The organism is Achromobacter sp. Bel (assembly GCF_012928505.1).
Classification (GTDB): Bacteria; Pseudomonadota; Gammaproteobacteria; order Burkholderiales; family Burkholderiaceae_B; genus Achromobacter.
On the sequence record NZ_JABBJN010000003.1, the window covers coordinates 45766 to 71115 of the forward strand.

Genomic DNA, 25350 nt, shown 5'->3' on the forward strand with positions numbered 1-25350 from the left:
ATGCCTGAGGTCATCCTGCTGGAAGACGAACCCGTCTTGCGCCAAGAGCTGGGCGAGTTTCTGGAAGAGCTTGGCTACGCGCCCAGCTGCGTGTCCAGCCTGCAAGAGTTCGACCGGCATTTCGACGCCGGCCGCCATCGCCTGGCGGTGATCGACATCGGCTTGCCCGACGGCTGTGGCCTGGACCTGATCCAACGCCTGCGACAGGAAGGCCAGCAGGTCGGCATCGTGGTGTTCAGCGCGCGCCAGACCAGCGCAGACCGGATTTCAGGACTGGGACTCGGGGCCGACCACTACCTGGGCAAAGGCTGCGACCTGGATGAACTGGCCGCGGTGCTGGCCGCCCTGGAGCGCCGCCTGGGCCTGCAGCGGCTCCCGCCGCCCCCGGTCCAACCGGCAGCGTCCAACTGGACCCTGGAAGTGGGGCCTCGCCGGCTGCTCATTCCCGGCGCGTCGGCCGTGCCGCTGTCGCAGCAAGACCTGTTGGTGTTGCGCTGCCTGATGAGCCAACCCGGCGAAAACATCAGCCGCCGGCAAATCATCGAAGCACTGGGCTTCGATTACCTGGACTACGACCAGCGCCGCCTGGATACGCAAATGCGCCGGTTGCGGCGTCGCGTGGAAGACGTCAGCGGACAGACGCTGCCGGTCAAGACGCTGCGCAATAGCGGCTATTGCTTCTATCAACCTGCGAAGGTGCAGGCATAGCGCCAAAAGCGGTCTGTTGAAGCATCCCGATGTGGCATGAAATGCCAGTCCACATCACTCCTACACTTTGCGCCTTGTTCCGGCCGCGCGCCTTGCGGCCCCTTTCGCAATCTGGAGTGATTCATGACGACATCGCCGGCTCGCCTTCGACCCGCCGACTTCTTTTCGCCCACCGTCGCCGCCCTGATCTCGGTACTGGTGAACTACGGCGGGACCTTCGTGCTGGTGTTCCAGGCGGCGGAACTGGCCCGGCTGACGCCCGCCCAGACGGCGTCCTGGGTGTGGGCCGTATCCATCGGCGTCGGCGTCACCGGGGCCCTGCTCAGCTTTCGCTACAAGGAACCCATCATCACGGCCTGGTCGACGCCGGGCGTGGCCTTCCTGGCCACCGTGATGCCGTTCACGCCCTATGGCGAAGTGATCGGCGCCTACGTGATCTCGGCGTTGGGCTTCATTCTGCTGGGCCTGTCCGGCGCGTTTGAAAAACTGGTGCGCATGATCCCCGGCGGCATCGCGGCCGGCCTGCTGGCCGGGATCCTGCTGCAGTTCGGCGTCAACGCATTCGGCGGGGCCAGCGTCGATCCGCTGCTGGTCAGCGTGCTGGTTATCTCGTACGCGCTGCTCAAGCGCTATACCTCGCGCTTTGCGGTGGTCGGCATCCTCGTGATCGGCGTGGCGATGTTGATCGCGCAACATCGGATCGACTTCTCGGCCATCCACCTGCGCCTGGCCGCACCCGTCTTCGAAATGCCCCGCTTTTCAGTGCAGGCGCTGCTGGGCGTCGCACTGCCTCTATTCATCATCACCCTGACGGGCCAATACATGCCCGGCATGCTGGTGCTGCGCAACGACGGGTTCAAAACCAGCGCGAATCCCATCCTGACGGTGACCGGCTTGGGTTCGCTGATCATGGCCCCGTTCGGCGCCCACGCCTTCAACGTGGCGGCCATCACCGCAGCCATCTGCACGGGACCGGACGCGCACCCGGATGCGCGCAAGCGCTACATCGCGGGGCTGGCCTGCGGCGCGTTCTACATCCTGGTGGGCACCTTCGGCGTGACCCTGGCCACATTGTTCATGGTGTTGCCCAAGGCCTTTATCACCACGCTGGCCGGGCTTGCCCTGTTGGGCGCCATCGGCGGCAGCCTGGCCAACGCCATGGCCGACGCCCGCACCCGGGAAACCGCGCTGATCACCTTCCTGGCCACGGCCGCCAACGTCACGCTGCTGGGCGTGGGCGGCGCCTTCTGGGGGCTTGTCGCCGGCCTGACAGCGCACCTGCTGATGCACGGCGGCAGCCGCGCGCTGATCGCCAGCCCGGCCAACTCGGCCACCCCGGCCAAGCCGTAGCCTCGCCTACCGCTTCCTGAGCGCGGCCGACAAGCGCCGCATGGCGGTATCGATCTCGTGCGCGGTCAACGACGAATATCCCAGGATCCAACCTTGCCGCTTGTCCGTGCCGGCATACAGGCGACTTAGCCCCGGCAACAGCAGGCCGGCGCCTGCCGCCTGCCGGATGGTCTTTTCCTCGGACCAGCCGCGGGCAAGCAGGCACGGGATCTGCAACCCGCCTTCCGGCCGCAACGCCGTCGCAATGCCGTCCATATGCTTGTCCAGCGCTTGCAGCATGGCGTCGCGACGCGATGCGTACAGCTTGCGCATGGCGCGGATATGGGCGTTGTAATGCCCGTCTTCCATGAACCGGGCCAGGGTCAGCTGCAGGATCTGCGGCGTATGCCCGTCCAGGATGCTGCGCGCGTAGGCAAAGGCGCTGACCAGCTCAGGGGGCAGCGCCATGTACCCCATTCGCAGGCCTGGATAGAGCGTCTTGCTGAAAGTGCCGATGTACAGCGTGCGCTGATACTTGTCCAGGCCCTGCACGCAGGCCGTCGGCAAGCCTTCGTAGTGGAACTCGCTGTCGTAATCGTCTTCGATGATCCACTTGCCGTTCTCTGCCGCCCAGCGGGTCAGCTCGAGCCGGCGCGCCAGCGACAATGTCGCCCCTGTGGGGTATTGATGCGAGGGCGTCACGTAGACGCAGTTGGCGCCGCTGCGGTCCGCGCGCAGCAGGTCCGTGCGGATGCCCTGCTCGTCGACGTCGATGGGCACGATCCTGGCCTCGGCCGATTCGAAGGCCTTCTTCGCGCCGAAGTAGCCCGGGTTCTCCAACAGGATCGGCTTGCCGGCATCCACCAGCAATTGCGCACACAGGAACAAGGCTTGCCGCGTGCTGCTCAGCACCAGAATCTGGTCCGCCGACACGTTGGCGCCCCGCTCCAGGTTCAGATAGGACGCGATCGCCTTGCGTAGCGGCGCGGCGCCTTGCGGGTCACCATGCAGCAACACCTGGCCGCGGTATTCCTTCATTGCCTGGCGCTGCAAGCGTTCCCAGATGTCGGTTGGAAACGTCCGGGTCTCGGGCAGCCCCGTGGCAAACGCCCGGACCGCCTGCTGATCCGTCACGCCGCCGCTGTCGAAGATCATCCTGCCCCGGCGGCTCAGGCCCGCGCCGGGCGTCGCCGCCTCTCGCTTGTCGTCGGCCAGCTTGATGCGGCGTCCTGCAGCCCCGCGCAGTTCGGCGCCCACGGTATCGGACACGTAACTGCCCGACCCCGCGCGCCGCACGATGTAGCCGTCGCGGTGCAACTGGACGTAGGCGTTTTCGACCGTGTCGCGCGCCACCCCCAGCGAGGCTGCCATGGCGCGCGTCGCGGGCAGCTTCACGCCCGGGTCGAGCGCGCCGTCCAGGATCAGGGCGCGCAACGCCCGCTGAATTCGCTGATGCAGATCCAATCGCTGAAAATCCGCATCGTTCATGCGGATTTTCAGCGTTTCAAGTTCGAATGCCCGGGTCATGCGGTCTGCTCACCAGAAGAATTGTTGCCATGAAAGCAGGCCATTCTATCCGGCGGCCGACCCCTGGCTTATCCCAGGTGCTCCACGTTGCCGCACACGGAGATGCTTTGCCCGCTGATCATCGCGCCCTCGTCCGAACACAGGAACGCCACTTGGTTGGCCACATCTTCCGGCTGGGTCATGCGGCGCAGCGAGACTTTCTCCACCAGCTGCATGCGCATGTCATCGTTGCTGACCCCGCCCGCCGTAGCGCGGGCGGCGATCACACGTTCCACGCGGTCACCCGCCACCACGCCGGGCAACACGGAATTCACCCGGATGCCGTCGGGGCCCAGTTCCATCGCCCAGGTCTGCGTCAAGCCGGCCAAGCCGAACTTGCTGGCGCTGTAAGGCGTACGCAACGAAAAGCCCAGGCGTCCCGCCACGGACGAGATATTGACAATGGACCCGCCCCCCGCCGCCCGCAGCAAAGGCACGGCGCTGCGAGAGCAAAGGAAGGTGCCGGTCAGATTCACTTCCAGCGTGTTCCGCCACGCGTCCAGCGCGGTGTCTTCCAGCCGGCTTGTCGGGCCGGACACGCCCGCATTGTTGATCAGCGCATCCAGCTTGCCCCATCGGCCGGACAGGTCTTCGAACATGGCAAGCACCTGGGCTTCGTCAGAAACGTCCGTGACGCTCGCGCTCAAGGCCGGATGCGCGGCACGGGCAGCCTCGCAAGCTTGTGCGTTCACATCACAGATATGCACGTCGGCGCCAGACTGCAGGAACTTGCGGGCAATGGCCAGGCCGATGCCGTGCGCCCCTGCGGTGACGAGGACACGCTTGCCTTTCAATGAGTCGATCATGTTGCTTGGTCGGTGGAGTGTTGGTGGCCGGTCACAGCGCGAACGCCGGCCGGATGCCGCTACGCAGGGGCAGGCCCAGCATTTCTCGCGCCTCGGCAGGCGTGGCCGGTTCCATGTCCATTTCCCGGATCACGCGCACGATGCGTTCGGTCAGTTGGACGTTGGTGGCCAATTCCCCATGGCGGTAGTACAGATTGTCTTCCAGGCCCACGCGGGCATGCCCGCCCAGCAGCAAGGCGCTGATGTTGGCTTCCAGCTGCGCCGGCCCGATGCCACTGACGCAGAAAATGCTGTTCTTCGGCAACAGGTCCACCATCATCTGCAGATGCCGCGGCGAAAACGGCATGGCATTTTGAAAGTTCCGGTGCACGTTCATCACCAGGTTGATGAAATGCGGCGCTTCGTCCAGGCCCTCGTTGATGAGCGTCGTCGCGTCCTGCAGGATGTGCGTCGGGCTGAACACCTCCCACTCCGGCTTGATGCCGCGCGCCTGCAAGGCGGCGGCCATCTCGCGCGCCTTTGTCAGCGGCGTGTTCATCAGGTATTCGCGGTCGCCGAAGGCCAGGTTCAGCGTGGTCGCGTCAAGCGTGCACATCTCGGCGCCCGCGTCCATGCCCTTGAGCCGCTCTTCCCACAGGATCTCCCAGGTGCCCGGCGACGTTTCCTTGACCATATCGCCATGCACGCCTCCGCCCGTGGAATTGTTCAGGACGATGTCGCACCGGTCGCGGATGCGCCGGTTCATGTCGCGATAGATATCGGCGTTGCAGGTGGCCAGGTCGTCGGGCCGGCGCGCGTGCAGGGCCACCACACTGGCCCCGGCGTTGTAGCAGCGGTAGACGTCTTCGGCGATCTCCGCGGGCTGCGTGGGCAAATGCGGGTTCTGGCTTTTCAGCGCCATGCCTCCCGTCGGGGCGATGGTCACGATCACTTTGCGTTTAGACATGGGTTCTCCTTACTTCCACAGCGCGCAGCGGCTTTCCGCCTTGGTCGTGAAGGCTTCGTTGCCGTCGATGGTCTGCACCACATTGAAGTAGTCCCAGGGCGCTTTCGACTGCGCAGGGGTCTTGACCTGCAACAGGTACATGTCGTGCACCACCCGGCCGTCGGGGCGGACCACGCCGTCCTTGATGTACAGGTCGTTCAGCTTGTTTTCGCGCATATGCGCCAACACACGGTCGGCGTCGTCGGTGCCGGTGGCCTTGACTGCGCGCAAATACTGCAACGCCGCCGAATAGTCCGCCGCCTGCAGCGACGACGGCATGGCCTTGCGCCGTTCGAAGAATTTCTGGCTCCAGGCGCGCGTCTCGTCCGACGTGTTCCAGTACCAGCTGTCGGTCAGGTACAGCCCCTGCGCCGCATCCAGCCCCATGGCATGGATGTCGTTGATGAACATGATCAGCCCGGCCAGCCGCATCGTCTTCGTAATGCCGAATTCGTTGGCGGCCTTGATCGCGTTGGTCGCGTCGGCGCCGGCATTCGCCAAGGCCAGGATTTCCGCCTTGCTGCTTTGCGCCTGCAGCAAGAAGGACGAGAAATCGCTGGAGGCCAGTGGATGCTTCACCGACCCCACCACCTTGCCACCGCCCGCCTCGACCACTTTCGTGGTGTCGGCCTGCAACGCATTGCCGAAGGCGTAGTCCGCCGTCAGGAAGTACCAGGTCTTGCCGCCCGCCTTGACCACTGCGGCGCCCGTGCCGCGCGCCTGCGCCACCGTATCGTAGGCATAGTTCAGGGTATAGGGCGTGCACTGCTCGTTCGTCAGCGCCGGCGCGCCCGCGCCCACCACGATGATCGGCTTCTTTTTGTCGGCCGCCACCTTCGACATGGCAAGCGCCGTGCTGGAATTGGTCCCGCCGATCAGCATGTCCAGGCCCTTCTGGTCGAACCACTCGCGCGCCTTCGCCGACGCGATGTCCGCCTTGTTCTGGTGGTCGGCCGTCAGCAATTCGATCTTCTTGCCGTTGATCTCGCCGCCCATTTCCTCGATGGCCATCTTGATGGCTTCTGCCCCGCCGGGGCCGTCAGGGCCGGAATACACGCCGGACATGTCGGTGATAAAGCCGATTCGAATGACGTCGTCGGAAATCTGCGCATGCGCAACACCCGCGCTGAGCGTAACGGCCACGCCGCAAGCAATTGCGGCACCGGACAATCTACGTGGCATTGACAACATACCTGTCTCCTCTTATGGTTTTCGGCTCTTAGGGCCTCGACTATTCTGGGACTGGACCCTGCGGGCGGACAGTCATCAAGTTGACAATGCGCCCTAGGGTTTACCTGTGCGGGGTCACCACTGCTGAATAGGGAGCACTATGCGCGGACCGCCCACCGGTACCGGCAACGAATCGCCCGGGGCCAAGCGCCGGCCGGCGCCATGCCCTGTCGACAAAATGCTGGACGTCGTCCCCTGGTACAACGGCTTGCCTCAACCGGAACGTGAAGTGGTCCGCGCCGAGCTGCGGATCATGTCGCTGCGCACGGGCGAATACCTGTTCCGCGAAGGATCAAAATCGCTTGGCTGGTATGGCGTCGTGGATGGCTTGGTGAAATGGTCGTCGCGCGGCACAGACGGCCGCTCCTTGTCGCTGGCCGGTTTCAGCACGGGAAGCTGGTTTGGCGAAGCCACCATGATCCGCCGGGAACGCTTCGAATATGAAGTGGTGGCGCTACGGCCCAGCCGGGTCGTGATCTTGCCGCGCGACACGTGCGAACGCCTGTGGAACAACAATATCGAGTTCACCAAGGCGCTGATGACACACCTGGCCCATCGGGTCAACTGGCTGATGGCCTCTTACACAGGCAATGTGCTGCTGGATGTCGACACCACGGTTGCGCGCGCCGTCGCGGCGCAACTGGACGCCGAAGCGCATTCCGGCACCAACGGCCGCTTGAAGATATCGCAGGAAGAGATCGCCAGCCTGTGCGGCGTGTCGCGGCAGCGCTGCAACACCGCGTTGGTGACACTGGCCCGGGCCGGCGTTCTGCAGACGCACTACGGCGGACTGACGGTTCTGGATCGCGCCGCGCTGTACCGCCATGCAAAACTCGATCAGGAGCACTCATGAAAAAACGGTTCAATCTGGCCGCCATGCTGGCCCCGACGCTGATGCTGGCCGCTTACGCGGGCAACGCTGCCACAGAAGGCGCGCCCCCTGCCCCGCAGCCGGCCGATGTACAAGCCCAAGCGGACTATCGAGCCCTGATGGAGCGCGCGTTCGCCAAGCAGGACGTCAACGCCGACGGCTTCCTAAGCAACGGTGTGTTATTCCAGGAAGTGACGCCCGAGCAACTGGCCGCCATGGATATTGACAGCGACGGGCGCGTCACCAAAGCCGAATATATGGCGCACGCGATGAAGGGGCGTGAGGGTTGAATAAGCCCGAGCGGACCACGAATCGCCGCTGGCAGGGCAACGCTATGTGGGCCATATCCTTTTAATCGAACGGCTCTTCCGCAAGTTGCAAGACGCTGCTCGGGTCACGCAACACTCAACTGGATTTCCAGTTTGCTTCGGCTCGCTCCAGCAACGCACGGATCCCCTTGACGTCCATCATTGCAAGCCCATAAGTGAAACTTGGCTCGACCTGGTTCTTTTTTGATTTGCTCAGGTCACGGTGCAAGTGAGCTGGACCATAATCAACATCATGGTGGTCAGCCGAGTCGATACGTGAAACCTCCTTTCGGTTAGGATCCTGAACGACATAGGCATAATTGTCCACCGCATCCTGCCGCAGGATTACACGAAATCCTGAAGGCCGGATAGCGGTTATCGTATTACCCTGCACTTTCTCAATTTCGCAATGAAGTTCCTGCTTTAACGCGGAGTGCGACATTTCGCGCAGCGAGTCAGGATCCCTGATCAACCTCATATCCGATAGGAATGGCGCGGGCACTCCCATTTTCTCTGCAACGAAATTGATCAGAGTCTTATGTTCGCTGGCTTCATCAACGTGCTCCCCGCACAGACGCATGCCAATGATTACTCCGGAGCCGTCAACGAGGGTCGCCGTGGAAAGGTAGCTTTGATCGGAGCCACAGATAAGGCATCCATCGGTCGACAGCCAGATACCCTTTTCGACTACCGTATTTTTAACGCGCCCATCTACCAAGCCTTTGAACCTTGAGGATCGCGCCTGCCAGCTTTCAAGCCACGCTTTATACCTCACCGGATAGCCTTGAGCATCGATCATTTTTTCAAATTCTGACGATCGAACGATAGGCAGCTTAATGCCATGCTCTTCCAGGAACACGCCGATCTTCGCGATTTCGTCGAGGTAGGGGCTCTTAATGAAGTAGATGCGGGCAGCAGGAAACCGGTCTGTTACGGAGTAGAGTGCATTGAAATGGCAGACCCCTCCGTCTACGTAGATGTGCGCCGAATCAGCGGCCTTCATCATGTGCAACAGCTTGTGCGTGGCGTCCACGGTAAATGTGCAAACCGGCTTATCTGGAACTAATACGTTCACTGCCACTGCTCTGCAGCATGTATCTGTCTCCTTACCATCCAGTTGTCGGTCGGCACAAATCTGGATGAGCTCGTTTATTGACATCGACGCAGCCCCCTTTTCACGCTGGGGAAATTACCAAGCATGCTTGGCGTCATCGGGAAATGACCCGCTCTTCACCGCGTGTACATAACGCGCGATCGCGTCCTTGACGCTATCGCTGCCGTCCATGAAGTTGTGGACGAATTTCGCCATCCGGCCCAGGTTGATGCCCAGCATGTCGTGCAGGACAAGCACCTGCCCGGCAGTGCCGCGGCCCGCGCCAATGCCAATCGTGGCGCAGGTGGCCAGATCCGCCGTGATCGAGGCCGCAAGCGCCGCTGGCACCATTTCCAAGACCAGCATGGTGGCGCCGGCGGCTTCAAGCGCCGCGCTATCTTCCCGCAAGCGCGCGGCGGCTTCATCCGTACGGCCCTGCACGCGAAACCCTCCCAGCGACGACACCGTCTGGGGCGTCAGCCCAAGGTGGCCGCATACCGGAACGCCGCGTTCCACCAGGAACCGCGCCGTTTCCGCGACCCATCCTCCGCCCTCAAGCTTGACCATCTGCGCGCCGGCGCTCATCAGCGCGACGGCCGAGGAGATCGCCTGCTCTTTGGACACCTGATAGCTGCCAAAGGGCAGATCCGCCACGATCAGGGACCGGCCTTGGGTGCGCCGGACGCCTTGCGCCACGCATCGGGTGTGATAGGCCATGTCCTCAAGCGACACCCCGACAGTGCCATTTCCGCCCTGGCACACCATACCCAGCGAATCGCCCACCAGCAGCGTGTCAACGCCGGCCGCGTCCGCCACCGCCGCAAACGTCGCGTCGTAGGCGGTCAGCATGGCGATCTTCTCGCCGCGGGCGCACATGTCCGCGAAGGTCTGGACGGTGACCTTCTTCTGCGGCTCGGCGGTTCTCAGCCCGTAGGGCGCTGCGGTGGGCGGGGAATTCTCGGGCGTATTCATCTTGGGCGACCTGGCCTTCCGTAACATCGAATTGTCTTGGATGGTGTGCGGCCGATGCCGGCGGACAGAAAGCCCGCTTCGTACCTCACACACTTGGGCGAGCATAGCTCAGCAGCGGATAGCGCGCCGCCCCCGGGGCCCAGGACGTTCTAGGCGGCTTCCCGCCTTGGCGTGCGCTGCCGGCGCAGTATGACGATCTGCTCTGCGCCGACAGCGCGGGCGCGCAACTGGCCGCAGCCGCCGTCTACATCCTGCCCGGCGCTGTTCCTCACCTTGGTCAACAACCCGCGCCGGTGAAGGTAGTGAACGATCTCGCGGATGCGTTCGGGATCGGGGCGTTGATAGTCGTCCCCTTCCAGACTATTGAAAGGAATGACGTTCAGCACGCAGTACTTGCCCTTGAGCAGGTGCAGCACGGCGTCGAGCTCGTCGTCGCCGTCGTTGACGCCCTTGAGCAACGTCCACTGGTATTGGATCGGGTACCCGGTGTCGCGGGCGTACTTTTCACCCAGTTCAACAAGCTCTGCCGGCGAAATCTTCGCCGCGCGCGGCAGCAGGTGCTCACGCAGTTCATGCTTGGTCGTGTGCAGCGACAGCGCCAGCGCGGGTTTGACGCGTTGCTGCGGCAGGGCCTCGAACACACGCAGATCGCCGACGGTCGATAGCACCAGGTTCTTATGGCCGATATTGCCTTCGGTGCCCAGCAAATCAATCGCTTCGAGCACGTTTTCCAGGTTGTGCGCCGGTTCGCCCATGCCCATGAAGACCACTTTCTTCACCGAGCGCAGACGCCGTGCCAGCACGACCTGGGCAAGGATTTCCATGCTGGAGACCTGGCGGATCAAGCCGCTCTTGCCGGTCATGCAGAAACGGCAGCCCACCGCGCAGCCCACCTGCGTAGAAACGCAAAGGCCGTCGCGCGGCAGCAGCACGCTTTCCACCATCTGCCCATCGGCAAGGTCGACAAGCAAGCGCGAGCCGTCGGTGCCGGCATGTTCCGAGCGGATACGGGCAAGGCCGTCCAGTTCCGCCGTCACGGCGGGCAGCGCATTGCGCAGCGCCAGCGGCAAGAAGTCCTCTGCGCGGCGCCGCCGCGTGCCGGTGTCGAGCGCCTGTCCGTTCAGCCAGACGCGCATGAGCCGGCCGCGATGGACGGGCTGGGCGCCAAGTGCGGCAAGGCGATGATCGAAGTCGGAATAGCGCATAGGGAGCGGATTGTACTCAGCCGGGCATGGGCTAGCCGGGGTCGGAGGGCATAAGTTCCATGCGTGGGTAGTACGTCGGCGGCGGCAACGGAAGCCGTCTGGCAAGCGCAACGCCATCACAGCGCGAGCAGGATCGCCGGACAACAAAAAGCCCACCAATTAACGGTGGGCAGAAGAATCGAAGTGGAGCGGGTGAAGGGAATCGAACCCTCGTATGAAGCTTGGGAAGCTGCCGTTCTACCATTGAACTACACCCGCTCGGGTGTCGTGCCGCGGCGCAGGGGCCGCAGCAGAGCCGACGATTATAGCGCGCCTTTTTTTGGATTCCAGAGGGATTTTCGCCCCCCGTCGCGGATCCTTCCGATGGCGGCGGGATAAATGCGTCCCCAATTTAGTCCATCCGGCCGACTCCGCCCCGTCACACCTGCCACTACAATTCGGGGCTATGAATACGAACAACCCCGCGGACAAGCCCGCGACGCCCCCCGTGAACACCCCCGACACGACTGCCGACTCCGCCGCGCCCGCCGCTGCGCAAGCCCCCGTTTCCCCGGAAACCCAGGCCGCGCTGGCCAGCACCGCCCACGCCCCGAACAGCCCGGGCGCCACGCACATCCGCAGCTTCGTGCATCGCCGCGGCCACATCACCCAGGGCCAGTTGGCCGCGCTGGAGCGCCTGATGGGCCAGTGGTCCATTCCGTATGCCCCCCGCCGGCTGGACCCCGCCGCCGCTTTTGGCCGGCAGGCGCCGACGGTGCTGGAGATCGGCTTCGGCATGGGCGAGACCACCGAGAAGATCGCGTTGGCCCGTCCGGACGACAACTTCCTGGGCGTGGAGGTGTTCAATGCCGGTGTCGGCTCGCTGCTGCGCCGCATTGAAGATTCCAGCATCCCGAACCTGCGCATCATCCAGCACGACGCCGTTGAAGTGGTGCGTGACATGATCGCTCCGGATTCGCTGGCTGGCGTGCACGTGTACTTCCCGGACCCGTGGCCCAAGAAGCGCCATCACAAGCGCCGCCTGCTGCAACCCGCGTTCGTGTCGTTGCTGGCCAGCCGGATCGCGCCGGGCGGCTACATCCATTGCGCCACCGACTGGGAAGACTACGCGGTGCAAATGCTGGAAGTGCTTAGCGGCGAACCGTTACTGGCCAACACGGCGGACGGCTACGCGCCCCGCCCCGATTACCGCCCCCTGACCAAATTCGAGAACCGCGGCCTGCGTCTGGGCCACGGCGTCTGGGACCTGATCTTCAAGCGAGTCGCCTGATGCTATATCCGCCAATCGAACCCTACCGCCACGGCATCCTGGATACCGGCGATGGCCACCAGATCTATTGGGAAATGTCGGGCAATCCGAACGGCAAGCCCGCCGTCTTCCTGCATGGCGGCCCGGGCAGCGGTTGTTCGCCCGTGCATCGCCAGTTGTTCGACCCGCAGCGCTACAACGTGCTGCTGTTCGACCAGCGCGGGTGCGGCCGTTCCAAGCCGCACGCCAGCCTGGACAACAATACGACCTGGCACCTGGTGTCGGACATCGAGCGCCTGCGCACCGAGATCATGGGCGCGGACAAGTGGCTGGTGTTCGGCGGATCCTGGGGGTCGACCTTGGCGCTGGCTTATGCGGAAACGCATCCATCGCACGTCAGCGAACTGGTGCTGCGCGGCATCTTCGGCCTGCGCCGCGCGGAAATCCAATGGTTCTATCAGGAAGGCGCGTCGTGGCTGTTCCCGGACCGCTGGGAAGAATATCTTGCGCCCATCCCCGAAGCCGAGCGCGGCGACCTGGTGACGGCCTACCACAAGCGCCTGACGGGCGATGATGCCGCCGAGCAGCTGCGCGCCGCCAAGGCGTGGAGCAAGTGGGAAGACAGCACCATCACGCTGCTGCCCAGCCCGCGCCACCAACAAAGCCACGCCGCCGACCGCGCCGCGCTGGCTTTTGCCCGCATCGAGAACCATTACTTCGTGAATGCCGGCTTCATGGAAGAGGGCCAGTTGATCCGCGACGCACACAAGCTGCGGGGCATCCCCGGCACCATCGTCCAGGGCCGCTACGATGTCTGCACGCCCGCGCGCACCGCGTGGGACCTGCACCGCGCCTGGCCGGAAGCCGATTTCCATCTGGTGCCCGACGCAGGGCATGCGTTTGACGAACCCGGCACGCTGGCGCGCCTGATCGGCGCCACCGACGCCTATGCGAAACAGTGAGGAGACCTGATATGCACATCACCCTGAACGGCGACGCGCGGGAGTTCCCCCTGGACACCACCGTCATCGAACTGCTGCAAACGCTGGGCTACGCCGGCAAACGCGTGGCCGTGGAGCGCAATGGGGAAATCGTGCCCAAGAGCCAGCACGAACAGACCACGCTGAGCGACGGCGACCAGATCGAGATCGTCGTCGCGGTGGGCGGCGGCTGATTCTGCGACGTGTCTGCGCCGCATTTATCGCGCCGCAAACAGGCGTTTTCAAGACGAAGGGCCGCTTGATTGAGCGGCCCTTTTGCTTATGCGTTTTCCATCAGATTCTGACGCACGGCACCATGCGCGTGATGGGGTTTGCGACTGCCGCGCTACGCTGCCTGCAAACTGACGAGCATTCTTGCGTAGTCTGCCGCGGCAATAGCAACCTGTTACACGTTAACCCCTCGTCTGCCGGCAAGTCCGCGAGTCATAATCGTTGCTGCTGGCGTTGTTACGTTGTCGTGTTGTTGTTCTAGCGTTGCACATCGCCCCACGGGGCAAGGAGGCATCATGAACACCGCGGTCATCATCAATCTTCTCATCCAGCTCGTCGCTGGCGCAGCCGCTGGCAATGGACTGGGGAAAATGCTCCAGCAGTTCAACCTTGGCCCACTCGGCAACACCATCGCAGGGGCCATCGGCGGCCTGGCCGGCGGCTCGTGGCTGGCACCCATGATCACGGCCGGCGCAGGCGCGGCGGCAACGGCAGGCAATACCGGACTGGATCTTTCAGCGATCGCCGGTGACGTGGTGGGCGGCGGCGTCGGTGGCGCCGTGCTTACCCTTATCGTCGGGATCGTGCGCAAGATGTTTGTGGGCCGCGCGCCCTGAAGGCACTACTGGTTTTCTCACCGCAACATAGATAAAGGAAACACTATGGGTCTGCTCAATTTCATCAAGGACGTTGGGGAAAAGCTCTTCGGCGCCAGCGAGGCCAAGGCCGCGACGGCAGACGAGTTGAAGAAAGAGCTGGATAAGCACGGCCTGAACGCGGACGGCCTGCAAATCACGGTGGATGGCGACAAGGTCACGGTGGCGGGCGAAGCCCTCAGCACCGAAGCCGCCGAGAAAATTTCCCTGGCGCTAGGCAATACCGTCGGCGTGGCCGCGGTGGACAATCAGCTGAAAGTGAAGCAGGCCACGCCCGAAGCCAAGATGTACACGGTGCAAAAGGGCGACAACCTGTGGAAGATCGCCGAAGCGCAATATGGCAAGGGCCAGGGCGCCAAGAACTCGCTGATCTTCGAAGCCAACAAGCCGATGCTGACCAGCCCCGACAAGATCTACCCGGGCCAGGTGCTGCGCATCCCGCCCTTGGCGTAAACCGCCCCGAGAATCCAACAACCCGGAAAACACCCATGCGTTTTCCGGCTTGTGTCGCGGCGAGGCGCCCCCTGCCTGCCGCGATTGCTTGGCCAGACGCAACGTCTGGCCATTTTTTTGGCAGCAAGCGCACGCAATGCGTGCGCGGGGGGGCCTCACTTCATGCCGAAGCGGCCCAATCCTTTCATGCCACCCATGGCGCGCATCATCTTTGCCATGCCGCCCTTCTTCATCTGCTTCATCATGCCCTGCATCTGTTCGAACTGGGCCAGCAGGCGGTTGACCTCTTGCACCGGCACGCCGGAACCGGTCGCGATACGACGCTTGCGCGAGGCCTTGATCAGTTCGGGCTTGGCGCGTTCGGCTGCCGTCATGGAATTCAGGATGCCTTCCGTGCGGCGCAGCTGCTTTTCCGCCTGGCCGCCTTGCAGCTGGCCGGCGGCCTGCTGAAACTGGGCCGGCAGCTTTTCAAGCAGCGACCCCATGTCGCCCAGCTTCTTCACCTGGCCGAGCTGGTCGCGGAAATCGTTCAGGTCGAACTTGTTGCCCGACTTGATCTTCGCCGCCAGCTTCTGGGCTTCGGCGATATCAATGTTCTTCTGCGCCTGTTCGACCAGCGACACGATGTCGCCCATGCCCAGCACGCGCTGCGCCATGCGGTCGGGATAGAACGGTTCCAGCCCGTCCAGCTTTTCCGAGACGCCGACGAACTTCAGCGGCTTGCCGGTCACGTGGCGCACCGACAAGGCCGCACCGCCGCGAGCGTCGCCGTCCAGCTTGGTCAGCACCACGCCGGTCAGCGGCAGCGCATCGGCAAAGGCGCGGGCGGTGTTGACCGCGTCCTGCCCCTGCATGGCGTCGACGACGAACAGCGTTTCAACGGGCTTGACCAGGTCATGCAGTGCGCGGATTTCGCGCATCATGGCCTCGTCGATGCCCAAGCGGCCGGCCGTGTCCAGGATCAGCACGTCGTAGTGATGGCGCTTGGCATGGTCCACCGCGCCGCGCGCGATGTCTTCGGGCTTCTGGCTGGGGTCGGACGGCAGGAAATCCACGCCGACCTGCGCCGCGACGCTCTTCAACTGGTCGATAGCGGCCGGGCGGTAGACGTCGGCGGACACCACCAGCACCTTCTTCTTGCCTGTCTTGCGGCCGTGCTGCGTGTGCTGGCCTTCGGACAGCCAGCGGGCCAGCTTGCCGGTGGTGGTGGTTTTACCGGCGCCTTGCAAGCCGGCCATCAGGATGACGGCGGGCGGCTGCACGGCCAGCGACAATTCGTTGGAATCGGCGCCCAGGTCGCCGCCCATCAAGGCGGTCAGTTCCTTGTGGACGACGCCCACCAGGGCCTGGCCCGGGCTGAGGCTGCCGGCGACTTCTTCGCCCAGCGCCTTGTCTTTCACGCGGGCGACGAACTCGCGCACGACGGGCAGCGCCACGTCGGCTTCCAGCAGCGCCATGCGCACTTCGCGCAGCATCTCCTGGGTGTTGGCCTCGGTCAGGCGGGCTTCACCACGCAGCGTCTTGACGACGCGCGACAGGCGTGTAGTTAGGTTATCGAGCATGAGAGGCGTTTCCGCTTAAACTAGTTGATTGAACGGTGGCCGCAGGCGCGGATTCTGCGCTTTCGGGTGACATGCACCCCAAGGCCCCATCCAGACAACGGTTTCTATGTCACTAGGCATTGTATTTCACACAGCGGCTGCCTTGGCGTACGCAGTGCTAGGGGGGTCACTTTGGATCCGACTGGCCGGCGCCGGGGAAGTGGAAAAGACGGGCAAAATCGCCCGTCTGTGCCTGCTGGGGGCCCTGGTTCTCCATGGAATCGGCTTGCAACAGGCCATGTTGGGCGCCCAGCATCTGTTCATTGGGTGGGCACTCGCCCTGTCAGCGGCCATCTGGCTGGGCATGGTGGTGTTCTGGCTGGAAAGCCTGCTGGTACGCATCGACGGCCTGCAATTGCTGCTTTTGCCCGCCGCCGCCATCGCCAGCGCCCTGGCGGCCTTGTTCCCGCAGGGGCAATTCGTGCCCCACGCCGACGATGCCTGGCTGCGCGTCCACCTGCTGATCGCCCTGGCCGCCTACGGCCTGATCACCATCGCCGCTCTGCACGCCATGATGATGGCCCTGCTGGACCGCCACCTGCACCGCCCGCTGGACGCGCCCACCGAACGCAGCATCATCGGCCGCGTGCTGGACTCCCAGCCGCCGCTGCTAGTGCAAGAGCAATTGCTGTTCCGTATCATCTGGATCGGTTTCATCGTGCTGACCCTGGCCGTGGGCTCGGGGTCGGTCGCGTCCATGAAACTGACCGGCAAGATCCTGCCGTTCGACCACAAGACCGTCTTCACCCTGTTGTCCTGGCTGACGTTCGGCGTGCTGCTGGTTGGCCGCCACGTCTGGGGCTGGCGCGGGCGTGTGGCCCTGCGCTGGACGCTGACGGGTTTTGGTTTCCTGATCCTGGCGTATACCGGCAGCCGTTTCGTGCTGGAAATGATTTTGCATCGAGGCTGACGTGGGCAAGTTGCTGTTTTGGGTGGTTCTGATCATCGCGGTGCTGTTTGTCGCCCGTATCGCCGCGCGCATGGCCGCGGCCAGGCAGGCGGGCGCGCAAACGAGCGCCCGCCGCAGCCAGCCTGCGCCGGCCGCGCCGGAGTCCATGGTGCGTTGCGCGCACTGCGGCATTCACCTGCCGCGCTCCGAAGCCGTGCTGCAGAACGGCCTGACGTGGTGCAGCGCCGAACACGCAGCCTTAGGCAAAAAGTAAGCCCCCACTCCGGATTTGGGAGGCGGCGGCGACCACGGCATAATGCCTGTTGGATTCACCACGCATGTTCTCTCCCATGGCTCTGCTTCTGGATCGACATGGCTGGCTGGCGCCGGCCCCGGGTGTCACCCTCCTGCCTTCGCCCAACCGCGACGCGCGTCCCGCTGGCGCGCAGGTATCGCTTTTGGTGCTGCACAACATCAGCTTGCCACCCGGCCGGTTCGGCGGCCCCGAGGTGGCAGGGCTGTTCCTGAACACGCTGGACTATTCTTCGCACCCCTGGCTGGAACGCCTGCGCGGCTTGCGCGTGTCGGCCCATTTCTTCATTCGCCGCGACGGGCGCATCATCCAGTTCGTGTCCACCGATCAGCGCGCCTGGCACGCCGGGGTGTCACGCTTTGGCGGGCGCGAACGCTGCAACGACTTCTCCATCGGCATTGAACTGGAAGGTACCGACACGCTGCCCTACGCCGACGAACAATACCTGGCGCTGCGCAGGCTGGCGCCGGTGCTGCGCACGCGCTACCCCCTGGCCGCGGCCTGGGGCCACGAACACATTGCCCCGGGGCGCAAGACCGACCCCGGACCCGCTTTCAACTGGACGCGCTTTTCGCGCGACAGCGGCTTTGCGCGGCGGCAATTGCCGCCCGCCTGACACACAACTCAAGGACTGGATATGTTGAAGATCTGGGGACGCCTGACTTCCGTCAACGTGCAGAAAGTGATGCTGGCCGTGCGCGAGCTGGCGCTGCCGCACACCTTTATCCAGGCCGGCGGGCCGTTCGGCGTCGTGGACACGCCCGAATTCGCCAAACTGAATCCCAACCGCACCGTGCCGGTCATCGATGACGGCGGCTTCGTGCTGTGGGAATCCAACGCCATCGTCCGCTACCTGGCCGCGCGCTACGGCGTGGGCACGCTATGGCCCGAAGACGCGTGCATGCGCGCGGACGCCGACCGCTGGATGGATTGGCAGACGACGGAATGGCAGGGCGCGATGGTCCCGGCTTTCCTGGGCCTGATCCGCACGCCGGAAGACAAGCGCGATCACGCCGCGATCGACAACTCGGTCAAACGGTCCAACGCCCGCGCGCTGATCCTGGATCAAGCCCTGCAGGGCCGTGAATTCATCGCCGGCCGCCACCTGACCATCGGCGACATCGCGCTGGTCGGTTCGGCGCACCGCTGGCTGGCCCTGCCGATCCAACGGCCGGACACGCCGGCGCTGTCCGCCTGGTACCGCCGCGTCATGATGCGCCCCGCTCCGCAAGGCGTGCTGACGCTGCCCCTGGAATAACCGCCCTATTCAACCCAAGGCGTCTTCGCCCAGATCTGCCGCAGGCGCGCGTCGTCGCCCTTCAGCCGCGCTTGCCACTGCGGCCCGTCCACGTAGTCCATCTCGGTGAATTGCTGCTTCATCTGAGCTTGGAAATCCGGGTTGGCGGCGACCTTGCCCAGCGCGCGGCGCAACTTGTCGGAGACCTCGGGCGGCAAGCCCTTCGGCGCGACGATGCCGCGCTCAGACGCGAACACCAGATCCACGCCCAACTCCTTGAACGTCGGCACATCGGGGGCCAACGGCGACCGCTTGTCGCTGGCCTGCGCCAAAACGCGCATGTTCTTGCCGTGATACGGCATGACCTCGCCCAGGTTCAACCCGCCAATGACGGTGTGCCCGCCCAGCACGGAACTGCGCAGCGGCCCGGCGCCGTTATAGGGCACGTGGTTCAGACGGGTGCCCGTCAGCGACTGGAACAGCACCAGCGCCAGATGATCGTCGGTGCCGACCCCGGTGGATCCGTAGCTGATCGAACCCGGCTTTTCGCGGGCGACGGCGATCAGCGACTCCAAGGTTTGATAGGGGCTATTGTTGGCGACGCTGAACGCGCTGGGGTCGCGCACCAGATTGGCCAGATACGTGAAATCATCGGTGGCGAAGCCCGCCTTGCGTTCGATGGGCAGGGACACCAGCCCCGGCATGTTCGTCATGGCCAGCGTGTAGCCGTCGGGCTTGGCGCGCGCCACATAGGACAAGGCGATGGCGCTGGACGCGCCCGGCTTGTTCTGCACCACCACCGTCGCGCCCAGTTCCTTCTCCAGGAACACCGCCAGCGAACGGGCCGTAAGATCCGTACCGCCGCCCGGCGCGAACCCGACGATCAGCTCGATGGGATGATCGGGCCAGGCCCACGCCGGCAATGCGGCGCACAGGCCGGTCACGGTCAGCGCGGCGCAAACGGCCGCCTTGCGTATCAAGAACATGGTTGTCTCCTCGTTATTTGTTTTTCAAGTGCCGCGGCGGCTCAAGCGGACGCCTGCGCCTCGCGCCAGGCCAGCAGGCGGGCCACGCCCTCCACCATGCCCACCTTGGGTTCCCAGCCGATGTGCTGTCCGGCCAGGTCATGCGGAATGTGGAACGCGCCCCCGGAGGTCAGGCGCACGGTGCCCGGCGGGTCCGGCTTGATCTCGGGTTGCAGGTCGCTCTTGCAATAGTCCAGCACCAGCCGCACCAGTTCGCCGGTGGTGATGGGCGCGGGGCCCGACACGTTCACCGCCACGTCCGTAGCCGCGCTCTGGAACGCGGCCACATTGGCCCGCGCCACGTCCGACACATGCACGAAATGCTTGGTGTCCGTGCCGTCTCCGGGCAGCACGGGCCGTTCGCCTTTGCGCACGCGGTCATAGGTTTCCATGATGTACAGGGAGTTGGCCGCGCGATAGTGCTGGCGTTCGCCGTACACCGTGGAATACCGCAGCACCACGTAGTCCAATCCCGCCTTCTGGTAATACTGCCGGCACAGCTGTTCGCCCATGATCTTGGACGCGCCGTACAGGATGGCGGCCGGCGGCGCGCCCACCGAATGGAAGGGGCCGCTTTCTACCAGCGCGCCCGCGATGCCGGTGCCGTAGCCGTAGACCGCGTTGGACGACGCGAAAACGATCTTCTTCACCTTGTTCGCGCGGCAGGCTTCCAGCATGTTCTGCGCGCCGCGGATATTCACGTCGACCGCCTGCCACGGGGTCTGGGAAAAGCCCAGCGTCATGTAGGCCGCCAGATGCAGCACGCCGTCCACGCCTTCGGTCGCCGCCAGCAGGTCCGGCAGGCGCATCAGGTCCCCGCGCACGACTTTCACGCGCGGATTATCTTGCAAATGGGCGATGGCCTCGGGCGTGCCGAATGCGAAGTTGTCCAGCAGGATCACTTCGCGCACGCCGGCGGCGAGCAGCGCATCGGCGGTGTGCGAACCCACCAGGCTGGCCGCGCCGGCGATCAGGATGCGGGATTCGTTCAGCGGCAGGGCCGCGCTTTTCTTGTCGGTCGTCATGTGGTTCACAGTCCCATGGGTTTGTCGTGCATGCCCCAGTACAGGCTCTTGACCTGGCTGTAGAGGCGCAGGCCGTGCAGGCCCTTTTCGCGGCCGATGCCGCTGGCCTTGAAGCCGCCGAACGGCGTTGCGATATGCGATTGCTTGTAGGTGTTGATCCAGACGGAGCCGGCCTCGATCTCGCGCGCCACGCGCCAGGCGCGGGTGTAGTCGCCCGTCCACATGCCGGCGGCCAGGCCGAAGGGCGTGTCGTTGGCCTGGCCGATCACGTCTTCTTCGTCATCGAAGGGCAGCGCCACCAGCACCGGTCCGAAGATCTCTTCCTGGCAAACGCGCGCCTGGTTGCCCAGGCCGTCGATCACCGTGGGCAGGTAGAACCAGCCATTGGCCAATTCCGGCTGCGCCGGCGCCGCGCCGCCGACCAGCACATGGCCGCCTTCGGCGCGGCCGATGTCCACATAGCCCGCGACCTTGTCGCGATGCGCCCGGGACACCAGCGGCCCCATCTGGGTGGCCGGGTCGTCGGGCAGGCCGACGCGCACTTGCGCCGTGCGCGCCACCAGCGTTTCCATGAAGCGCTTGTAGATGGATTTCTGCACGAACAAGCGGGACCCGGCGACGCAGCTCTGCCCGGCCGACCCGAAGATCCCCGAAATCACGCCGGCCACGGCGCGGTCCAGGTCCGCGTCGTCGAACACGATGTGCGGTGATTTGCCGCCCAACTCCAAGCCCACCGGGATCAGGCGCTGGCCGGCGATGCCGCCGATGGCGCGCCCGGTTTCCGTTCCGCCGGTGAAAGACACCATACGCACGCCGGGGTGCTTGACCAGCGCCGCGCCCACGTCTTCGCCATGGCCCGGCAACACGGTCAACAGGCCATCGGGCAGGCCGGCCTCCGTGCAGATGCGCGCCAGTTCCAACGCCAACTGGGGCGTTTCTTCAGACGGCTTGATCAATACCGCGTTGCCCGCGGCCAAGGCCGGCGCGGCCTTCTGGGCCTCGTTCATGATGGGCGAATTCCACGGCGTGATCGCCGCGACCACGCCGAACGGCTCCGCCAGCGCCATCGAAAAGTACTCGCCGCGCGGCGAGGTCATTTCGTTCTGCCAGGTCTCGCACACGGCGGCGTAATAGCGGAAGTGCCCCGCGGCACTATCCACCATGTTCAGGCATTCTTTCCAGGGCTTGCCGCTGTCTTGCATCTGCAGCCGCGCCAGCGGTTCGCGCTCGGCCGACAGCCGGCGCCCGATCTCGTACAAGGTGGCCGCGCGCTGGTCCGGACGCAGCTTGCGCCACGGCTGGCGCAAGAAGGCGTCCTCGGCGATGGCAACGGCCGTATCCACGTCTTGCGGCAGGGCGCGCGTGACGATGCCGGCAATGCTGCCGTCGGCCGGGTTGATGGAGGTGATGACGGCGTCGCCGTCTTGGCTGCGGCGCCAGTTGGCGCCCAGTCGGAATGGCTTATGGCTAGATGCGTCCATGGCGTCTCTCGAATCCGGGAGGTTCATCGGTAGACGCCATCATGGTCTGGACAATTCTTAGACACAAATCGATATTTCTGCCCTATTCTTTGCCTATGGCTATGAATATCAAATACCGACCGCTCAAGGCCTTCCTGCTGGCGGTGGACAGCGGCTCGTTCACGCATGCCGCCAATCAGCTGGGCGTGACGCAACCGTCTTTCACCGCGTTGATCCAGGACCTGGAGGACGTGCTGGGCCTGCGCCTGTTTGAGCGCACCACGCGCAGCATCAGCCTGACCTCTGCCGGACAGGATTTCCATTCCCGCGTGCAGCGCCCCATCGCCGACCTGGAAGAGGCGTACCGCGGCCTGGCCGACCTGGCCGCCATGCGCCGGGGCAACGTCGCGCTGGGCGCCTTGCCGTCGACCGCGCTGACGCTGCTGCCCGCCGCCGTAGGGGCGTTGCGCAAGGCGCATCCGGCCTTGAAGGTACGCGTAGTGGAAGCGCACAACGACGAGCTGGTGGCCTTGCTGCGCACCAACCAGATCGAATTCGCGGTAGGCGCCTTGGCCGAACCGGCGCCCGACCTGACCTTCACGCCGCTGACCGAAGATTGTTTTTGCGCGATCTACCCCGCAGGCCATCCGCTGGGCAAGCAGCGGCGCACGCTGCATTGGCGCGACGTGCTGCGCTATGACTTGATCCTGCTGTCGCAGGGGTCCAATGCGCGCCAGCAATTCGACCGCGCGGTGCGGGACGAAGTCGGCGCACCGGCCACGGCGCTGCGCTACGACGTCACGAACATGGGCACAGCCGCGGGCATGGTGCGCCAGGGGCTGGGCGTCAGCGTGTTGCCTCGGCTGGCCCTGCCCGAACTGAACCTGACGGGCCTGCGCTGCACCCCGCTGGGCGACGCCTCGGCACGCCGGCACATCGGCCTGCTGCATCGGCGTGACCGTTCGCTGTCGCCCGCCGCGCAGGCGCTGGTGGCGCAACTTGAGACGGTCATTGCCGGCATCGCGCCGCAACTGCTGCCGTTGCCGCCGCTGCCCCCGGCCCGCTAGGCGGCGTCAGCCGCGGTCCACCTTCCAGCCCATCTCCGCGGAAATGCCCGCCGCTGCGCCCTGCACCACCGCGACCATTTCACGCATGCGTTCCAGCGACATGTAGGGCACGGTGCTGGACACGCTGATCGCCGCCACGATGCCGCTGGACGCATCGCGCACCGGCGCGGCCACGCAGCGGATCGAGGGTTCGTTGTCTTCCAGATCGAACGCATAGCCCTGCGCCGCGTACTCGCGCATGCGGTCGCGAAACGCCTCCCACGTCTGCTGCCCGCCGGGCGCACGCGACGACACCGGCGCGCCGATGCGATGCAGCGCCTTCCATTGCGGCTCTTCGGTATCCAGCAGCAGCGCCTTGCCCACGCCCGTTGCAGCCAGCGGCATGCGATGGCCTACGCGCGAGCGCATCTCCAGCCCCTTCTTGCCGGGGATCTTTTCCAGGTACAGCACTTCGTCGTTGTCGCGCACCGCCAGGTGGATGGTGTCGCCCGTCAGTTCGGCCAGGCTATCCAGGTACGGCCGCGCCAGCGTCGCCATCGGAAACGCTTCGCGCGCCTGGAAGCCCAGTTCGATCAGCTTTGGCCCCAGCACATAGCCCACGCCAGGCAAGGCGCGCAGATAGCGCTCTTGCACCAGGCAACTGGCCAGCCGGTGCGTGGTGCTGCGCGCCACGCCGATGCGGGCGCAGATCTCTTTCAAGTCGCGCGCGCCGTCGGCCACGGCCTGCACCACGGCCAGGCCGCGCATCAGGGTTTGCGTGCCCGCGGGCGCGGCGGCGTCGGGATCCAGCGAGGGGGAACGAGCGGAAGACTGAGTGGCGGAAGTCATGAAGCGTGGGCAAAAGCAGCAAAAGCGGCGGAATCCGTTCAAACAACAAATTCCCTGTATGTGGGATTTAATTCTATATTTTGAGATTTTTCAAGCGCTGATCTAGAATTTTTTGCAATACGCGCCGCTCGCGTTGTTGCAGCGGGCGCGTCCGACAACAAGGTCCGCAACGCCCCGCTCCCCGCCCCCGCGCGGTCCGGCGGCCGGCGTTGGGGCCGGAGACGAGACAGATCAGATGACTACCGGATCGCCCGCCCGCGCGGCGCTTATCGCGCTGGACTGGGGCACCTCATCGTTGCGCGCCTACCGCCTGGATGCCAAGGGCCGCACGCTGGATACCCGCCATTTGCCCTGGGGCATCATGCGCCTGCCGCAGCCCTTGCAGGACGGCGCCGCCAGCACCGCACTGTCCGGCTTCGACCTGGCGTTCGAGCAAGCCTGCGGCGATTGGCTGCGCGCTGAACCGACGCTGCCGGTCATCGCCTGCGGCATGGTCGGCAGCGCGCAAGGCTGGAAAGAAGCGGCTTATCTGGATGTGCCCGTCGACCTGGAGCGCATCGGCACGCTGCTGACGAAAGTCGAACGCGGCGACGCGACGCCGGTGCACATCGTGCCCGGCCTGATCCAGCGCCACGGCCTGCCCAACGTCATGCGCGGCGAAGAGACGCAGGTCTTCGGCGTGATGTTCGACCAAGCCCGTACTTCCGACCCGCACGCGGCCGACAGCGTCCTGATCGGCCTGCCCGGTACGCACTCCAAATGGGTCAATGCCCGCCGTGGCCGCGTCACGCATTTCGACACCTTCATGACCGGCGAGGTCTACGCCGCGCTGCGTGGCCACACCATCCTGGGTCGCACCATGAGCGAAGCACCCGCCGCCGACATGGCCGCATTCGAGCGCGGCGTGAAAGTGGCTGGCGCCCCCGCAGGACGCGCCGGCGTGCTGTCCACCATCTTCAGCACCCGCGCCCTGGGCCTGACCGGCGAACTGCCATCCGCCTCGCAAGCCGACTACCTGTCCGGCCTGTTGATCGGCCATGAAGTCGCCGCCCTTGCCGAGATGCTGCGTCAACAAGGCGAGCCGCCCCGCATCGTGCTGTGCGGCGAACCCGCCCTGTGCCAGCGCTACATCCTGGCCATGCAGCACTACGGCCTGGGCACGCCTGAACAAGCGCAGAACGCCACCGAGCGCGGCCTGTGGCATCTGGCCGTCTGCGCCGGGCTGGTCGCGGCAGAAACCCCTTCTTCGGCCTCCGTCTAGGA

The 25350-nt window shown here is 64.9% G+C and carries 27 protein-coding genes and 1 tRNA gene; 15 read left to right on the forward strand and 13 right to left on the reverse strand.

The genetic code is table 11. The features are described 5' to 3' along the window. Positions 1–708, forward strand: coding sequence for a response regulator transcription factor (locus tag HG262_RS02785; RefSeq protein ID WP_169269592.1), 708 nt, complete (start codon positions 1–3; stop codon positions 706–708). A gap of 123 nt (positions 709–831) precedes the next feature. Beyond that, positions 832–2058 (forward strand): benzoate/H(+) symporter BenE family transporter, encoded by a 1227-nt coding sequence (locus HG262_RS02790; protein WP_169269593.1) that lies wholly within the window; start codon positions 832–834, stop codon positions 2056–2058. A gap of 6 nt (positions 2059–2064) precedes the next feature. On the opposite strand, the gene HG262_RS02795 is transcribed toward HG262_RS02790, so the two are convergent. The 4 genes from HG262_RS02795 to HG262_RS02810 form a co-directional block, all read right to left on the reverse strand. Further along, positions 2065–3564, reverse strand: coding sequence for a PLP-dependent aminotransferase family protein (locus HG262_RS02795; RefSeq protein WP_169269594.1), 1500 nt, complete (start codon positions 3562–3564; stop codon positions 2065–2067). A gap of 68 nt (positions 3565–3632) precedes the next feature. After that, positions 3633–4409: an SDR family oxidoreductase gene (locus HG262_RS02800; RefSeq protein WP_169269595.1), complete on the reverse strand. Its 777-nt coding sequence runs from the start codon at positions 4407–4409 to the stop codon at positions 3633–3635. 31 nt (positions 4410–4440) lie between these two features. Further along, positions 4441–5355 carry a 3-keto-5-aminohexanoate cleavage protein gene (locus HG262_RS02805; RefSeq protein ID WP_169269596.1) on the reverse strand — a complete coding sequence of 305 codons (915 nt, stop codon included), beginning with the start codon at positions 5353–5355 and terminating at the stop codon, positions 4441–4443. Between the two features lie 9 nt (positions 5356–5364). Next, positions 5365–6576: an ABC transporter substrate-binding protein gene (locus tag HG262_RS02810; protein ID WP_169269597.1), complete on the reverse strand. Its 1212-nt coding sequence runs from the start codon at positions 6574–6576 to the stop codon at positions 5365–5367. A 226-nt stretch (positions 6577–6802) separates the two neighbouring features. Between HG262_RS02810 and HG262_RS02815 the strand changes: the two genes are divergently transcribed. After that, positions 6803–7477, forward strand: a complete 675-nt coding sequence (locus HG262_RS02815; protein ID WP_169269598.1) for a Crp/Fnr family transcriptional regulator — start codon at positions 6803–6805, stop codon at positions 7475–7477. Then, positions 7474–7785: a hypothetical protein gene (locus HG262_RS02820; protein WP_169269599.1), complete on the forward strand. Its 312-nt coding sequence runs from the start codon at positions 7474–7476 to the stop codon at positions 7783–7785. Before HG262_RS02815 ends, HG262_RS02820 begins: the two co-directional genes overlap by 4 nt. A gap of 115 nt (positions 7786–7900) precedes the next feature. Here HG262_RS02820 and HG262_RS31175 read toward each other — a convergent pair whose 3' ends face one another. The 4 genes from HG262_RS31175 to HG262_RS02840 form a co-directional block, all read right to left on the reverse strand. Then, a complete protein-coding gene (locus HG262_RS31175; protein WP_169269600.1) occupies positions 7901–8878 on the reverse strand; it encodes a DUF6516 family protein in 978 nt (325 codons plus the stop codon). 114 nt (positions 8879–8992) lie between these two features. Then, a complete protein-coding gene (gene panB, locus HG262_RS02830) occupies positions 8993–9868 on the reverse strand; it encodes a 3-methyl-2-oxobutanoate hydroxymethyltransferase (protein ID WP_169269601.1) in 876 nt (291 codons plus the stop codon). Between the two features lie 149 nt (positions 9869–10017). Further along, positions 10018–11073, reverse strand: coding sequence for an RNA methyltransferase (locus tag HG262_RS02835; RefSeq protein ID WP_169269602.1), 1056 nt, complete (start codon positions 11071–11073; stop codon positions 10018–10020). 184 nt (positions 11074–11257) lie between these two features. After that, a tRNA-Gly gene (locus HG262_RS02840) sits at positions 11258–11331 on the reverse strand. 187 nt (positions 11332–11518) lie between these two features. Between HG262_RS02840 and trmB the strand changes: the two genes are divergently transcribed. The 5 genes from trmB to lysM all read left to right on the forward strand — a co-directional run bounded on the left by trmB (position 11519) and on the right by lysM (position 14642). Then, complete coding sequence (gene trmB, locus HG262_RS02845) at positions 11519–12343, forward strand: tRNA (guanosine(46)-N7)-methyltransferase TrmB (protein WP_006222387.1); 825 nt, start codon at positions 11519–11521, stop codon at positions 12341–12343. Further along, the gene (pip, locus tag HG262_RS02850) at positions 12343–13284 is read left to right on the forward strand and encodes a prolyl aminopeptidase (RefSeq protein WP_169269603.1); all 942 of its coding nucleotides are present in this window, start codon (positions 12343–12345) and stop codon (positions 13282–13284) included. Before trmB ends, pip begins: the two co-directional genes overlap by 1 nt. Before the next feature lie 11 nt (positions 13285–13295). After that, the gene (gene thiS, locus HG262_RS02855; RefSeq protein ID WP_169269604.1) at positions 13296–13496 is read left to right on the forward strand and encodes a sulfur carrier protein ThiS; all 201 of its coding nucleotides are present in this window, start codon (positions 13296–13298) and stop codon (positions 13494–13496) included. A 333-nt stretch (positions 13497–13829) separates the two neighbouring features. Beyond that, the gene (locus tag HG262_RS02860) at positions 13830–14150 is read left to right on the forward strand and encodes a hypothetical protein (protein ID WP_169269605.1); all 321 of its coding nucleotides are present in this window, start codon (positions 13830–13832) and stop codon (positions 14148–14150) included. A 45-nt stretch (positions 14151–14195) separates the two neighbouring features. Further along, positions 14196–14642 carry a peptidoglycan-binding protein LysM gene (lysM, locus tag HG262_RS02865; protein WP_006222391.1) on the forward strand — a complete coding sequence of 149 codons (447 nt, stop codon included), beginning with the start codon at positions 14196–14198 and terminating at the stop codon, positions 14640–14642. Positions 14643–14797: 155 nt separating this feature from the next. Here the strand turns inward: lysM and ffh are convergent, their stop codons facing one another. Then, positions 14798–16204, reverse strand: coding sequence for a signal recognition particle protein (ffh, locus tag HG262_RS02870; RefSeq protein WP_169269606.1), 1407 nt, complete (start codon positions 16202–16204; stop codon positions 14798–14800). A gap of 106 nt (positions 16205–16310) precedes the next feature. Here ffh and ccsA point away from each other — a divergent pair, with 106 nt between their 5' ends. The 4 genes from ccsA to HG262_RS02890 all read left to right on the forward strand — a co-directional run bounded on the left by ccsA (position 16311) and on the right by HG262_RS02890 (position 18703). Continuing rightward, positions 16311–17153: a cytochrome c biogenesis protein CcsA gene (gene ccsA, locus HG262_RS02875; RefSeq protein WP_169269607.1), complete on the forward strand. Its 843-nt coding sequence runs from the start codon at positions 16311–16313 to the stop codon at positions 17151–17153. A gap of 1 nt (position 17154) precedes the next feature. Further along, positions 17155–17406, forward strand: coding sequence for a PP0621 family protein (locus tag HG262_RS02880; RefSeq protein WP_169269565.1), 252 nt, complete (start codon positions 17155–17157; stop codon positions 17404–17406). Between the two features lie 76 nt (positions 17407–17482). Next, complete coding sequence (ampD, locus tag HG262_RS02885) at positions 17483–18061, forward strand: 1,6-anhydro-N-acetylmuramyl-L-alanine amidase AmpD (protein WP_169269608.1); 579 nt, start codon at positions 17483–17485, stop codon at positions 18059–18061. Positions 18062–18082: 21 nt separating this feature from the next. Beyond that, complete coding sequence (locus tag HG262_RS02890; protein WP_169269609.1) at positions 18083–18703, forward strand: glutathione S-transferase family protein; 621 nt, start codon at positions 18083–18085, stop codon at positions 18701–18703. A 5-nt stretch (positions 18704–18708) separates the two neighbouring features. Here the strand turns inward: HG262_RS02890 and HG262_RS02895 are convergent, their stop codons facing one another. From HG262_RS02895 to HG262_RS02905, 3 genes are read right to left on the reverse strand one after another with little or no spacing between them, the layout of a single operon-like run. Continuing rightward, positions 18709–19668: a tripartite tricarboxylate transporter substrate binding protein gene (locus HG262_RS02895; protein ID WP_169269610.1), complete on the reverse strand. Its 960-nt coding sequence runs from the start codon at positions 19666–19668 to the stop codon at positions 18709–18711. A gap of 41 nt (positions 19669–19709) precedes the next feature. After that, complete coding sequence (locus HG262_RS02900; protein WP_169269611.1) at positions 19710–20732, reverse strand: NAD-dependent epimerase/dehydratase family protein; 1023 nt, start codon at positions 20730–20732, stop codon at positions 19710–19712. A gap of 5 nt (positions 20733–20737) precedes the next feature. Beyond that, positions 20738–22213: an aldehyde dehydrogenase gene (locus HG262_RS02905; protein WP_169269612.1), complete on the reverse strand. Its 1476-nt coding sequence runs from the start codon at positions 22211–22213 to the stop codon at positions 20738–20740. 101 nt (positions 22214–22314) lie between these two features. On the opposite strand from HG262_RS02905, the gene HG262_RS02910 reads away from it, so the two are divergent. Beyond that, complete coding sequence (locus HG262_RS02910) at positions 22315–23259, forward strand: LysR family transcriptional regulator (protein WP_169269613.1); 945 nt, start codon at positions 22315–22317, stop codon at positions 23257–23259. A 6-nt stretch (positions 23260–23265) separates the two neighbouring features. On the opposite strand, the gene HG262_RS02915 is transcribed toward HG262_RS02910, so the two are convergent. Then, positions 23266–24087: an IclR family transcriptional regulator gene (locus HG262_RS02915; RefSeq protein WP_169269614.1), complete on the reverse strand. Its 822-nt coding sequence runs from the start codon at positions 24085–24087 to the stop codon at positions 23266–23268. Positions 24088–24322: 235 nt separating this feature from the next. On the opposite strand from HG262_RS02915, the gene HG262_RS02920 reads away from it, so the two are divergent. After that, positions 24323–25348, forward strand: coding sequence for a 2-dehydro-3-deoxygalactonokinase (locus tag HG262_RS02920; protein ID WP_169269615.1), 1026 nt, complete (start codon positions 24323–24325; stop codon positions 25346–25348). Positions 25349–25350: the final 2 nt, after the last annotated feature.